Below are 14,006 nucleotides of genomic sequence, written 5' to 3'. Positions count from 1 at the left end.
CAACCGTTGATGCTTGCTGAAACCTATCTTTCCTGGTCATCACCGCTATCGAGCCAAGCCTGGATCGGGTTGGCCGCCGCTTGCGTCCTGGCCTGGGTTTGCCTGCGCGTGTTTTGGGGACGATCGCTGGTCGTGGGCCGCAGTGGATTGTTTTTGCTGCGCGCCGCAGCGGTCGCAATATTGTTGGCGATCCTGTTGGGGCCGACCATCATCGACGAACAGGACGGACAAACGACTCGGCCGTCGATGCTGATGTTGTTTGATGGTTCGCAAAGCATGCAACTGGGCGGCCAGCGCAATCGCTGGGACCAGGCACTGCAGTTCGTCGGCCAAGCCCAACAGAGTGCTGGCGCAAACTATTCGGGTGATGTGCAAGCATTTCGCTTTGGCCACCGCTTGTCGCCGTTGACTGAAACCGACCCACCGAAGGATTCCGGCATTCGATTGGTATCCGGTGGCGACGGCCCAGCACCGGTGATCGCGGGTCCCGATGCGTCAGATTCCAGACTTGCCGACGCGCTGCGGCAATTGCTGCCCCAGGTCAACGCCAAGAGTTCAGCCGGCGTTGTGTTGTTGTCCGACGGTCGTGTCCGGGCATCGGAATCGGTCGAACGGATGGCAGAAATTTTTGGTTCGTCGGAGGTTCCCATTCACGTGGTTCCGATCGGACAAGCCGGCGGTTCGGGAGACATCGCGATCGTGTCGTTGGTGGTTTCCCCTCGCGTTCGCAAGTACACCGAAAATGAACTGCAGGTGTTCCTCCGCAGCTTTGGTTACGCCGGCAAGCAAACGACAGTGCGTGTCCGCCGCAAATCGTTGGCCGCCAACGACGAAGATTCGACCGTCGCATCGCTACCGATCACTTTGACCGGCGGGGCTCAATCGGCATCACTGACGTTTCGCGTCGACGAACGCGCCGAGGACTTGGTGGTGGAAGTGGATCCGATCGAAGGCGAACTGAGCACCCGAAACAACTCCGTCGAAACACGAGTTGAGATCGATCGCACCAAAGTCCGAGTGCTGTGCATTCAAAGTCGCCAGATGGGACAGTCCCAGTCTTTTTTAAGCCAATTCCTGCCAATCGTTTCGTCTTCCTCAACGATCAACGTCGACGGCGTCAGCGTTCAATCGGCACTGCAAGCCGACGAGGATGTGGAATGCACGACGCTGGTCAACTTGGGCGGCCAGTCGTTGCAACGAGTCGCCAATGACGGATCCAGCCAATCGGGGGCAGGATTTCCACGCACTCGAGCGGAACTGTTTGCTTATGACTGTGTGATCTTCAATGACGTCACACCGGCGGTATTGGAACCGCAGCAGCAGCAATGGTTGGCACAATGGATCGATGGACGCGGCGGCGGATTGATCGTCACCGGCCCGGCGGCGCTGGACAGCGCGGGTTGGGAGGAATCACCGATCGCACCGCTGTTGCCGGTGACACTGGCAACCGCATCGGCGGCGTTCCCGGTGCCGACCGCGGTGGATGTGGTGTTGCCCAGTCATCCGATTTGGCGGCTGAAGATCGAACAGGCGCTCAACCAACAGTTGATCGATGCGCTACCCGACCTGGGTGTCGCACCGCTACAGTTCCAAACAAAATCCAATGCAACGGTCCTGGCGCAAACACGTGCCGATCAACTTCCGGTGATGATCGCCCAACGCGCCGGACGAGGGCGTGTGTTTGTCTCGACGGCTTCGCTGGCCGACACGGCGTTGACGCGACTGTCGGAATCATGGGGCGCCCAACCGGAACGTGTCGCGGCTAAATTTTGGCGCAACATTGTTTACTGGGCGACCGAAGAATCGTCGACCGGACGGCGACGTTTGGTGGTCGAGTCCAATCAACGGTTTTATCGTCCCGGCCAACCGATCTCGATTCGCGCCACCGCCTACGACGAAGCCGCCCGTCGATCGCAGCAGTACCGCATCTGGGCGATGTTTGAACCGGAGTCGTTGGACGACATGTCGTTGTATTCACCGGTGTTATGGCCGGACAATGTCGTTCGCGATAGCGGCGAGGTCGGGCCGCGGATTGCTTGGGGTGAGGAATTGCCGCTACGGGCCGATTCCGACGAACAAAATTACCAGATGCAGTTGATGTTGAGTGAAACGTCCGGTGGCGGCGACAGCGGAATGCGGATCGAATTGACCGCTTATGAAGGTGCCGAATCGGAGTCCTCGTTCAATCACGGCACACAAGTCGACAGCACCTCACTGGCCATTCAGATCCTGAGCGATCCCTTCGAACAACAAAATCCACTGCCGAATCACGAATTGCTTGCCCGAATCGCGTCAGTTTCTGGCGGAACTGTGCTGGAAAATCCCGATCAATTGAGTGAATTGCTGCGCAACCGCCAGGAATTCCAAGGGCCGCCGACGATCGATTCATCGCCGGCCTGGAACCATAGCTGGTTGTGGCTGGGGCTGATCGGGTTGCTGTCCGCCGAATGGGTTTGGCGTCGCGTGACAGGTTTAGCGTGAGGTCAGGGTTTCTACTTGCATCCAATTAGTCCGTTTATGAAAATGAAAACATGGTAAAACCTTCGAAAGATGTCACGGCCGCCGAGTTGGCGATCTTGGAAAAGCTGTGGGAGCACGAGCGTGCAACGTTGAAAGAGCTTTCCAGATGGCTGTACGGGGCCGAAACCCCGTCGGACATCGCCACTGTCCAAAAACTAATCTCACGATTGGAAGCCAAGGGATGTGTCGGTCGCGATCGCGATTGTTGGCCGCACCAGTTCTGTGCGATCGTTGATCGAGATCACTTGATTTCCCATCGCTTGCAAGCAACCGCCGACGAACTGTGTGACGGAACAATGTCCACACTGCTGACGCACCTGGTCAAATCGGCCAAGTTCAATTCGCGTCAACGCAAACGTCTCCGCAAACTACTTGATGATTTGGACTCCGAGTGATGCCAGCGGCCGAGTTGATCATCGGAAACTTGTTGCTCGCGTCGTTAATCGGCGTGTTGGCGATGATCGTCGGCCGCGGCGGGCGCCGTGCCGGTCTGGCGCACGCGCTGTGGGTGATGTTTTTCGTCAAATTGATCACTCCGCCATTGATCCCATTGCCGCTGCCGATTCCATCGATCGCCCATGTCTTCCCGGCAGCGAGCGACGATTCATCGGCGCTGGTCGCTGCGACCGATCAACCGTCCACCGATCAACCCTCGACCACCACAGCGATTGCATCGTCGTCCCATCAACAACCGGCCGACCCAGCGATTGGTATTGAACCCATTGATGACGCGGCGACCGTGCTGAGCAGCCAGTTCTTTCCGGCCGGAAATGCTGCAATGCGATTGCGCGACGCCGGGGTCTATTTTTTGCTTGCCGTCTGGCTCGCGGGATTTGGTTGTTTGGTTGTTCAAGGTTTGCTGCGTCTGATTCGTTTCCGCCGGCTACTGACTGAATGTGGGACGGATGATCCCGAAGCCGCCAAGATCGTCAGTGCCTTTTTGCAGCAGAATCGATCTGCGTTTTCGTCCCGCCGCGCGCCACGCGTGGTGCGATTGTCGGTGCGCGTCTCACCGATGTTATTCGGGTTTGCGTTCAAACCGATCATCGTCTGCCCCCAACAGTTGTGGGAAGCATTGTCCGATGATGACCGAAGAGCCTTTTTGGCGCACGAGACGGCTCACTTTTTACGCCGTGACCATTGGGTTCGATGGTTGGAATGGTTTGTCTCGGCTGTCTATTGGTGGTTTCCCGGTGTTTACGTCGGGCAGAAACAACTGGAACGTCACGAGGAAGCTTGCTGCGACGCTTGGGCCGTCAAAATGTTGGCCACCAAACCGCGGCGCTATGCCGAAGCCCTGCTGAGGGTGGTCGATTTCATCAGTGACCACGAAGTCGGATTACCAAGTTTGGCCAGCGGCATGCAACCGACCGAGACGTTAGAGGAACGGTTGCGGCTGTTGATGCAAAATGAACTGGAAACGTCCCCCTCTCGCCTGCATTCCTGGGGGAGTTCGCTCGCTTGTGCAGCGTTGTGGATGGTTCATCCCGAGGCCTATCGAATGGAGTTCCCGACGCTCAACCCACCACAGCAGATCGCGTCAATTCCCACTTCAAAAACGGAAATGCCAACGCTTGCCTTAGATCCGCAGGACGTTGAATTCGCGGAGGTTTCGTTGCCTCAGCCACCGACCGGATTCTGGAATGCTTCGCCAGAAAGTCGCTGGGCGAATTTTTCCTTTTTGGTGTCGGGGTGCAAATTGACCGCCAGCGCTGGCAAGCGGATGTTGATCGAGCGCCCCGATCAGCCTGCGATCGAATTTGATTCGAACAATTTGACGGCGATCGCAGAAATCCCCAGCAGCGGACGTGTGGTGATTGGTGATTCCAAAGGCAATGTTCGCTTGTGGGACCTGATCGATGGGATGCCGGTTTCGTTGCTGGGACGCCACCCGGCGGGCGTCTCCAGTCTGGCCGTCGGCCCCGAAGGCAGTGTGTTTTCAGCCGACTCCTTGGGCCGAGTCGTGCGTTGGGAATTGCAATCCGGACGAACTCTCGCCAGCTGGAATGTTGCCGATGCGATCGCCGGCATATCTCAACCGAACGCCGCCGAAAACGCTGCAACGAAAGTGACCGTGCAATCGATTCGCGTTTCCAACGACGGTCGCTGGGTTGCCGCATTGTGCGGCGATTGGCGCCAGCCGGGCGCACCCAAAGTCGTTCACTTCCTAGACAGCCAAACCTTGTTGCGACAGGCCAGCCAACAAATCGATTCCGACGTCGCGATCGTCTTGCAAACCGAACCGTACGGTTGGTGCTGTGTCAGTTGGAATGGTGTGGTGGATTCGATTGAAACACGTCAACCAATTGGCAACGTCGCCAAGCACTTGGTTTCGGCATTGGTCTTGTCTCAGCACGCAACCATCGATGACAAGCCGACTCTCAAACCGGCCGCGGAGAATTTGGAATGATCGTTCGATTGATGTCCGTCGCCCTTGTTTTGGTCTCCGCCACCGTCTGCATGGCGGATGATGCTGTGGGGGAAAAACCATCGATCCAGCGGCGGATGTTGATCTGTTGCGGATTGCCGGGCGACGACGATCATCGCCAGAAGATGACAACAGCCTGCCAAAAACTGATCCTCGCGTCGCAGTCCGTGTTGGGCGTTGAGCCCGGTGACCTGCGGGTTCTCGCCGGCGACCAACAGATGGTCGACACACTTTCGAGTGACCACTCGGCGGTTCAGTTGTGCCAGCGTGAAACCATCCAGTCGGAATTGGAACAGGCGGGCAAACAATTGGGGCCGAACGATGGGTATTGGGTCATCTTGATCGGGCATGCCCATCCCTATGGCGTCGAAAGCCAATTGAATATTGCTGGACCTGACATCAACCAACAAGATTTTGCACGATGGACCGATGCGATTCGCTGCCGCGAACAAGTCTATTGGATGACCCAACCGATTAGCGGATTTTGGATCAAGCCATTGGCACGCGAGGGGCGAATCGTCATTTCTGCGACGGAAGCGGATTTGGAGTTCACGGGGACTGAGATGCCCTACGCGCTGGCCGATGTGATGACCGGTGACGCAGAAAATCAAGTGCTGGAAGACATCGATGGTGACTCGGTCCTTTCACTGTTGGATCTGTACCTGGCAACCAACCTGGAAGTCGCTTCGCGTTTTCGCGCCATCGACCGATTGCAAACTGAGCACGGACAGTTGGACGACAACGGCGATGGACGTGGCAGCGAAGTCCAGGAGCCCTACCTGCCGGCCAAGCCTGAAGAAACCGACGACGAAGAAGCCGACGACGAAGATGCTGAAGCTGAAGACGCTGAAGCACAGGTCAAAGACGCCACGGTCATCACCAAGCCGGCTTTGATCGAAAGCCGCAACCTGGACGGCTACCGCAGTCGCTTTGTTCCCGTCTCGGCGGCACAAGCAACCGATTCAAACTGACATTTGGCGTCGGTTGCCAACAAAATGCCAGTGCGAATCGCAAGGCAACGTTGATTTGTCCCAACGCATTCCCTCGCTATCCGGGCTGTTGATTTAGTTAGCCGGTCGCAAGTTGGTGTGGAGGATTTATCCGACCGGCTTTATTCTTCGCAGAAAACCCCCACCCGAGTCGGATAAATCCTCCACACCAGCGCCGTTGAAGTTGCGAGTTCGCGTCGGGTTGGGAAGATGCATCGCCCCGCCCACGAGGTCCCAGAAACCACTGGCAAAATGCGCCCAAATCGACGATCAGGTGACAGCTCGCTAAGATGTTGTCAAATCATTGTTCTTCCGATCGTCTCTTTTGTAGCAGTGCCATGACACGCTGGATTTGTGTTCCGATTTTGGTTTGTTCGTTTCTGCCCGCGGCTCTAGCGGACTGGCCAGCTTTCTTGGGCGGTCGCCAGCGCTCATCGGTCACCGACTTCCAGTTGCCGCTCGAATGGTCGCCGGAATCGGGTATGGTTTGGCAGACTCCCTTGTCCGGGTATGGCCAATCCAGCCCAGTGATTGTCGGTTCGCGAATCTTTGTCACGGCGATCGACGGCCCGATGAAAGAAACCAACCGTGTCAGCTGTTTTGACCTGGCGACCGGAAACAAACTCTGGCAACACGAATCGCCCAGCAGTTTGCAAGTCAAAAATGATCCCTACACCAGTCGCGCCGCCCCCACACCGGTGGCCGACTCGTCCGGCGTGTTTGCTTTTTTTGAAAGCGGAAACCTGATCGCACTCGACAACGAAGGCCAGGTTCGCTGGCAGCGATCATTGATCGACGACTACGGCAAGTACGAAGGAAAATTCGGACTCGGTGGCTCACTCGCCCAAGTCGACGATCGTCTGTTCGTTTTGGCCGACAACGATGGACCAGCCTACCTCGCTGCGATTGATAAACAGAGCGGAAAGACGATCTGGAAGACCGACCGGACCAGTCGCACCGCTTGGTCGTCGCCGATGATCATCCCCGTCGATGGAACGCCGCAGGTTGTCGTCTCGGCGGCCGGATCGATTGATGGTTATTCGGTGGAAACCGGCCAGCGGTTGTGGACCTTTGACGAAGTCGGCGGAAACACGGTCGCCAGTCCAGTCATGGTCGACGATTCGCGTTTCCTGATCGGCGCCTCGCCGGGACGCAACGGCGAGGCCAGCGAAGGAGCACGCCGCTCGAATCTGCTGATGAAGATCAACAAGACCGATCAGGGATTCGAACCAGAAGTCGTTTGGATCAACGAAAAAGTCACCAGTTCCTTCGGGTCACCGATCGCCTATCAAGGACATGCTTATTACACCAATCGTGGCGGCGTGGTGTACTGTCTGGATCTGGCGACCGGCGAAACGGTGTACACGGCGCGGGTGGAGGAAAGCAATTGGGCCACGCCGATCGGTGTCGGCGATCATGTCTACTTTTTTGGGCAGCATGGTGTCACATCGGTGTTAAAAACCGGCGACGAGGAGAAAATTGTGACCGAAAACACACTTTGGAAGCCCGATGGCGACGGCGGCCCGGGTGGGTTTGCAGCGGAGATTCAATACGGATTCGCCGTCATTGAAAACGGATTCATCATCCGCACCGGATCCCGACTGTTCCGCATCGGCACCCCTTGAGTCCACTGGGAAGCCAGTTCTCTATCGGCCCCGGGATTCGTACAATGGGCGTCTAGGGCCGGTAGAATGAATCGACCAGCTTCCGACACCGTTACGCCACCAACATCCGACAATGCAATTGCAGTCCGGCCAAGAGATCGTCCCCGGCTACACGCTGGTCAAACGACTCGGCGGCGGGATGGCCGGCGAAGCCTGGTCGGCCAAAGCGCCCGGCGGGGTGATGGTGGCGATCAAATTGGTCGCCGAGTTAAAACGATTGGGCGGGCAACGTGAATTGCGTGCCCTGCGCACCATCCAAGGTGCTCGGCATCCCAATCTATGCCCGATCTTTGGTTTCTGGTTGTTGGACGAAGACGGATCGGTATTGAAGTCCGAGTTGCTGCAACTGGAATTGGAATCGTCGGTCGACACGAAGCAACCCAATCCAGAGCCGTCGATCAGCCAGGGCGCGATCAGCCAGGGGACAATGCAGTTGCCGGAAGCGGCAGACACCGGCGACGGTGAATCCCCCGATGCCGCCCTGGACCGAAATCCGAATCAGTCCTCGGTCGGCATCCAACAAGCTGATTCGGAGCCCGAAAACGTCGAACAATCCTCGCGCAGCACCTCCGGCGCGTCGATCGATGAAACCGACGAAGCGGACGATTCCGAATCGGCGGTACTGACGCTGACCGCCGCCATCCGCCAGGCCAGTGCGATGGTGATCGCAATGGGACTGGGCGATAAAACTCTGGCGGATCACTTGGATGAAGCCCAACAGGAATCGCCTGAGCCCTGCGGCATCGAGCGCCAGGAACTGTTGCGTTACATGGCCGCCGCCGCCGAAGCGATCGATCATCTCAACACGCGGCACGCCATCTATCACTGCGACATCAAACCCCAGAATCTGTTGTTGGTCGGTGGGCAGGTCCAGGTCTGTGATTTTGGTTTGGCGCGGCGGGTCGAAGAAGATTCGCGGATGACCCAAAAGGTTTTTGGTTCACCGGCTTACGGTGCACCGGAAATGCTAATGAATCGGACATACAGCGAAACGATCGATCAGTATTCGCTGGCCATCAGTTTTTATGAACTGCGGACCGGCCGCCTGCCCTACAGCGAACTCAGCCAAGCCGCGATCCTGATCGCAAAATCGACCAGCGAGTTCGATTTTTCGGGTGTCACACCATCGGAGAAAAAGGCGCTTATCAAAGCCACCCGGTTACAGCCCGAGGCTCGCTTTGGCACTTGTCGCGAGTTTGTCGATGCGATGCGTCCGCACGCCTCAATGACAGACTCGGCAGCAGGTCCGGGCCACGTCGTACGAATGTGCATCGCGATGTTGCTGGGCGTCGTCCTGACCTTTGGCGCAGGCTATTGGTGGTTTGACCTGCGTCCCAGGGCGGCTGAGAACAATGACCAAGCGAGCGTGACACCACTGCCGCAGCCACTGCCACAACCTGACCCCAAAACGCCCCCCGACGAAACGCCGAAAGTGATCGCGGCGGCCGACGATCCGCCTGATCCGCAGTCGATGGCAGCTCAGCAGCGTCAACAACAGGCCCCACGCCAACAACAAACCGGGCGGCAATTAGCAATGGAATTGGCCGCTGTTGAAGACCAACTTGCTGTGGCCCCCTGGCCGCCGACCGAGCGCTGGGTGCCCACACCTCAGATCGACCGGGCCATCGCCGACGGCACCCTGGTGGGGGCGGACCAAAACGAACCCCAGCGGTTGCTGCTCTATCGTCAGTTGGCGGATTTGACAGCCAAGCAACATCCAGATGAATTGACAAAATGGTTGCAGTCGGCTGGGATGGATCAAACGCCACCGGCGGTCCTCCAGGCTTGGGCTGATACATTTGCGGCGCAGTTGCTGGCGGCGAGTCCGTTGCCGGTCGCGCCACTGCTGCAACAACGTTCGACGATACAAAAACTAGCCGCAGATCATTCATTGCAGTGGCCTACGGATTTGGATCGCGGAATGATCCTGTCATTGATTGCCGATCGAATCGAATCAAAGTCCGCGGAACAATCCGATCAATCTCTGTCCCAGGCGGCAGAGCGGCTGCGCAGTCGCGTCTCGGATGACCCACTGGCGATTGCGGCTGCGCGATTGGTCGATCACGGCCGCGTCGGCCAAACAGCGACGATGGGACCAGCGGTGCTGCCTACCGAATTGCCGTTTCTGACAGACCGTGTCGAACCGTCGTATCAGTTCGGTCGTGCCTGGCAAGCCTATGCCTCGGGTGACCGCGAGCGGGCGATGGAGATTTGGTCTGATGCGTCACGTGATTCCGCCACAATGGATCAATTAGCCCGCCGAGACCGACTGGCCGTGGCCCAACAACTGGTTGACGATTTGATCCAGCAAACGAGCGTTGCCGACCAACAGTCCAATGCCCTGCGGTATGCCAATCCCGAAACCGATGCCCAGGCATGGCGTGGGACAGTCGTTTCAACGCTGAAGCTGGCCAGGGAACTGGCCGCTGACGAATCGACAATGGATGACCGTGTGCGACACGAGATGTTTCTTTGGAACGTCGCCCAAAATGATTTGCTGCGGGCCGCGGAGATGGATGTCGCGCTCAAATTGCAAACGCCGCAAACCGACAGCGCAAGATTGGCTCTGTACCGTGGTTTGCTCAATCGTGGCCGCCTCGATCCAACCGATCAACAAACCTGGCTACCTCGCTTGATCGCCGCTGCGGTGCGTTTGATCGAATACGAAAATTCGGCAGTGAGTGGAAACGGTGATGATTCAACACGGCATTCGTCACAGCAACGTGTCACCGAGGTGCTGCTGCCGGTGATTCGATTGATCGAGCCGGTGGTGGACCGTGGGACGACACGAATGCCTACGGTACCGCGTTGGTTGAACCCGGACCACTGCGGCCAGCTCTGTTTGTGGTATGCCCAGACCGGCAACCAGTTCCGCTATGTGTCTCAATTTCAAACCTATGTGCAGTGGTTGCGCAGCATTGAAATCGCATCCGCGGTCGCCGCCCAATGGTCCAGTGATCCGCAGACCACAGCTGCGATGACACGCCAATGTGTCGAAGCGTCGATCCAAGAGGTGTACGAGGGGGACGACGATCAAAGTGTCAAAGACGTGATCGCATTGTTGCAGCAGTACGAGCAATTGCTGCCTACGATTTCCGCTGATTCGTCCTCGCCGGCTCTGGTCGATCAATGGTATGTGCACGGCCGAGTGGCGGACCAAGTCGGATTCCTCAGTCGTAACGAATCACAGCGATTGGCCCACTACCAGACCGCCCAGTCGACCTTTCAAAAAGTGATCGACCACAGCGCCGATTCGTCGTTGGAGCCGGCATCAGGTGCAGCGGGAATCGGAGAAGCAAAACGGTGTTTGGCAGCGCTGCTCGATCGAATCGCAGCGTCCGCCGATTCAAATCAAGAATCGCTGCGGTTACGCGACCGGGCCATAGAACTGGCTGAGCAAGCCGTGGCGGCGCCAGAAGCTTGGCACAACGATGCTGATGATCGACTGCGCGCGTTGGCCATTCCGCTCCGTAATCGCGCCATCGCAATGGCTTCCACCGCAGCGCGACAGAATGACGCTCAGGAGGGTGGTTTACCCGCGGTCCTCGCCCTGTTCGACCGCGCGTCCGCGGCACTCGACAAAGCGATTTCAATTCGACAGAAACAAAATCTGTTGGCCGTGTCGTTACAAATCGATGCCCTGGAAACGCTGACCGTCAAACTTCAAACACTGACCGGCCAGAGCAATTCGTCGGTCGATCAAGAGCAGCGCGATTTGATTCGCTCGGTTCAAAATTCCGCCCAGCAGTTGATCCAATCCATCTCGATCGACGAAGATGGGATCCAGGAATTAAAGACGCCCGATCTGTCGATGGCCACTCAAGGCAATTGGCATGTAACGGCTGGGCGTTTTTATGCCGCGAGTGGCAAGTTGCCGCTGGCGTGCGACCATTTCGAGAAAGTGCGCTCGCTCGATCGGGCCTCCGATTTTCTGCCCAGCGCCATTTCCCAACTCGCTTCCATTCAGCTTTGTCAAACGCTGATCGCAATGCTACAAGCGACCGAGGATGTCGACCAGCGTTCACGCCTTGCCGATCGCATCACGGAAACGTTGGATCGGATCCAAGACCCGTATCCGTCGGTCCGCCGCGAATGCATCCTGCTGACAATCGATCTGGCCGCAATCACGCAGGACTACAAACAGATCGCAAAGTGGTTCAAAGACGCGATCGAGTTTTATCGAAACCACCCGACGCCTCAGCGCAGCGGTTTAGTCGCTATCTGTGCGCTCAACGCCCAGCGTGGTTTGATGCTCAAACCTGGATTGACCAATGGCCAGCAAGCGGATTGTCGCAACCAGCTTGAACGGGCATTGGCTGCGTTGCCGGAAAATGCCGCTGACCCGCTCGAAAGAATACACCGCTTGATCACCGAGGCCTGTGCCGAAGTGGGCGTCCGTCGCAACGACCCGCTCGCATTAGAGAACGTCGTTTCGGCACTGCGTTTGTATGACAAAGCGATGCCGCTGCACGAGATGGAGCGTTCGTTGCGAGCAATCACCCAAGACTTTTTATTGGTGGCGATTTGTCAGCGGCTTAAGTCCGAACGAAAGTCGATCGCGATCGCCACCGACGCGCTCAAGCAAGTCCGCAAGGAATACCCGTCGGCCGCAGCGCTGATCGACCAGCTGTTGTAGCCCCGAGCGGCCGGCGGGATTGAACATTGCATCGCGAGAATCGCGTTCAGTCGCTGACCCGACAAGGACGCTTTCGCAGACATTGACCGACTTGCATGGCTGATTCAGCAGCATTGTCGGCAGGCACTCTTGTTGCAGCGGTGCGATTGACGACACTGAACATGACATCTTTTCCCGTCCGATCAACAATGGCTTGGTATCTCATGGACGAAACACAGCGACCGTATCGGCACACCAAAATTGTCGCGACCATTGGTCCGGCAACCGAGTCTCTGGAAAAATTGGAAGCCCTGATTGCTGCGGGGGTCGACATCATTCGGCTGAACATGGCACACGGCAGTGTCGAGTGGGTCAGCGAGATCATCGCTCGTATCCGCCAGGCATCGGCAAACGTTGATCGCCACGTCGCCGTGATGATGGACGTGAAGGGACCGGAGGTTCGTACCGGTCCCGTGGACACGCCGATGCAATTGGCCAAAGGAGACCGATTGGAACTTCACACCGGGGACTTCGAAGCCCTCAACGATGGTGTCCATCGTGTCTCGGTCAACTATCCGGATTTGCCCGGCGATGTCGATGTCGGCGCAATGGTGCTCATTGATAGCGGGTTGTTGAGAACCAGGGTGTTGGAGAAAAACTCCGCGCGAGTGGTGTTGGAAGTATTGACGCCCGGAGTCATGGGGTCGCGTCGGCATATCAATCTGCCCGGGACTCAAGTCAATCTACCCGCACTGACCGACAAAGACAAAAACGATTTGTGCGCCGGCATCGCCGCCGGACTCGATTTCGTTGCACTCTCGTTTGTCCGTCAAGCCGAAGACATTCGCACGCTGCGAAGCTATCTGGACGAACAGGGATGCCAAGCTCGGATCATCGCCAAGATCGAAGATCAAGCCGGTGTGCGGAACATGGACGAAATCATCCACGAGACCGACGGGGTGATGGTCGCTCGCGGTGACCTGGGCATCGAAATCGAATACCACAAACTGCCATTGGTCCAGACGCAACTGGTTCGCGCCTGTCAGTCCGAAGGCAAGCCGGTGATCATTGCCACCCATTTGCTGGAGTCAATGATTCAATCGCCAATTCCCACGCGTGCAGAAATCTCCGACGTCTCCAACGCGATCCGCGAACAAGCCGATGCGATCATGCTGTCCGGCGAAACCACCACAGGCGCTTATCCACTGGAGTCCGTCGAAGTGCTCAAAAACATTGTGACTAGCATTGAGCCTTCGGTGGAGCGGCCGATCAATGATCGAATCCAGTTGCACGAACCGAAGTCCAAGATGCTGCGTTCGTCGGTGGTTTTGGCCAAAGAACTCGGTCAATCAGGCGTTGTTGTGTTCACCCGCAGCGGATTCTTGGCCTATGTGCTGGGCGCGATGCGGGCGCACGAGGTACCGATCTATGCCTTCACGGATGTGCAATCGACCTTTCATCAGTTGATGTTGCCGTGGGGAGTGGAACCGTTTTTGATCGAATTCTCCGACGACCCCGAAGAAACGATCCAAGATGCCTTAAACGTCTTGCTAAAGAAAAACTGGTGCAAGCCGGGCAGCTGGCTGGTCGTGATCACCAACGCGCTGGCTGATGACAAAATCATCGACACGCTGCAACTGCGCCAAATCGGTGTCGAGGACGCCTAGGTCCACCGGGGCAACAAAGAGGTTTGACCCATTTTCAATCCGGTGCTCCCTGTACAAAACCAATCCGGAGAGAGTCACCAGATTTTGCAGGGCTTTTCGGCCTGGAATCGCTGCTGCGATGCG

Annotated in this window: 7 protein-coding genes; all 7 read left to right on the top strand. The window is 57.3% G+C overall.

The genetic code is table 11. The annotated features are described in order from the left end of the window. Positions 1 to 9: 9 nt before the first annotated feature. The 7 genes from NHH03_RS11810 (at position 10) to pyk (ending at position 13,883) form a co-directional block, all read left to right on the top strand. On the top strand, positions 10 to 2,481 hold the full coding sequence (locus NHH03_RS11810) for a glutamine amidotransferase (protein ID WP_253156265.1): 2,472 nt from the start codon (positions 10 to 12) through the stop codon (positions 2,479 to 2,481). Between the two features lie 50 nt (positions 2,482 to 2,531). Further along, a complete protein-coding gene (locus tag NHH03_RS11805; RefSeq protein WP_253156263.1) occupies positions 2,532 to 2,915 on the top strand; it encodes a BlaI/MecI/CopY family transcriptional regulator in 384 nt (127 codons plus the stop codon). Continuing rightward, positions 2,915 to 4,930 (top strand): M56 family metallopeptidase, encoded by a 2,016-nt coding sequence (locus NHH03_RS11800; RefSeq protein WP_253156261.1) that lies wholly within the window; start codon positions 2,915 to 2,917, stop codon positions 4,928 to 4,930. Before NHH03_RS11805 ends, NHH03_RS11800 begins: the two co-directional genes overlap by 1 nt. Positions 4,931 to 4,941: 11 nt before the next feature. Beyond that, positions 4,942 to 5,919 carry a hypothetical protein gene (locus tag NHH03_RS11795; RefSeq protein WP_253156259.1) on the top strand — a complete coding sequence of 326 codons (978 nt, stop codon included), beginning with the start codon at positions 4,942 to 4,944 and terminating at the stop codon, positions 5,917 to 5,919. 356 nt (positions 5,920 to 6,275) lie between these two features. Beyond that, the gene (locus NHH03_RS11790) at positions 6,276 to 7,562 is read left to right on the top strand and encodes an outer membrane protein assembly factor BamB family protein (RefSeq protein WP_253156257.1); all 1,287 of its coding nucleotides are present in this window, start codon (positions 6,276 to 6,278) and stop codon (positions 7,560 to 7,562) included. A gap of 112 nt (positions 7,563 to 7,674) precedes the next feature. Continuing rightward, positions 7,675 to 12,237, top strand: coding sequence for a protein kinase domain-containing protein (locus tag NHH03_RS11785; RefSeq protein ID WP_253156255.1), 4,563 nt, complete (start codon positions 7,675 to 7,677; stop codon positions 12,235 to 12,237). Positions 12,238 to 12,425: 188 nt separating this feature from the next. Then, positions 12,426 to 13,883, top strand: a complete 1,458-nt coding sequence (gene pyk, locus NHH03_RS11780) for a pyruvate kinase (protein ID WP_253156253.1) — start codon at positions 12,426 to 12,428, stop codon at positions 13,881 to 13,883. The last annotated feature ends 123 nt before the right edge of the window (positions 13,884 to 14,006 follow it).

It is taken from the genome of Stieleria tagensis (genome assembly GCF_024129865.1).
Classification (GTDB): Bacteria; Planctomycetota; Planctomycetia; order Pirellulales; family Pirellulaceae; genus Stieleria; species Stieleria tagensis.
Note: the sequence above shows the minus strand (reverse complement) of the source record. Positions and strands in the feature narration are given on the sequence as shown.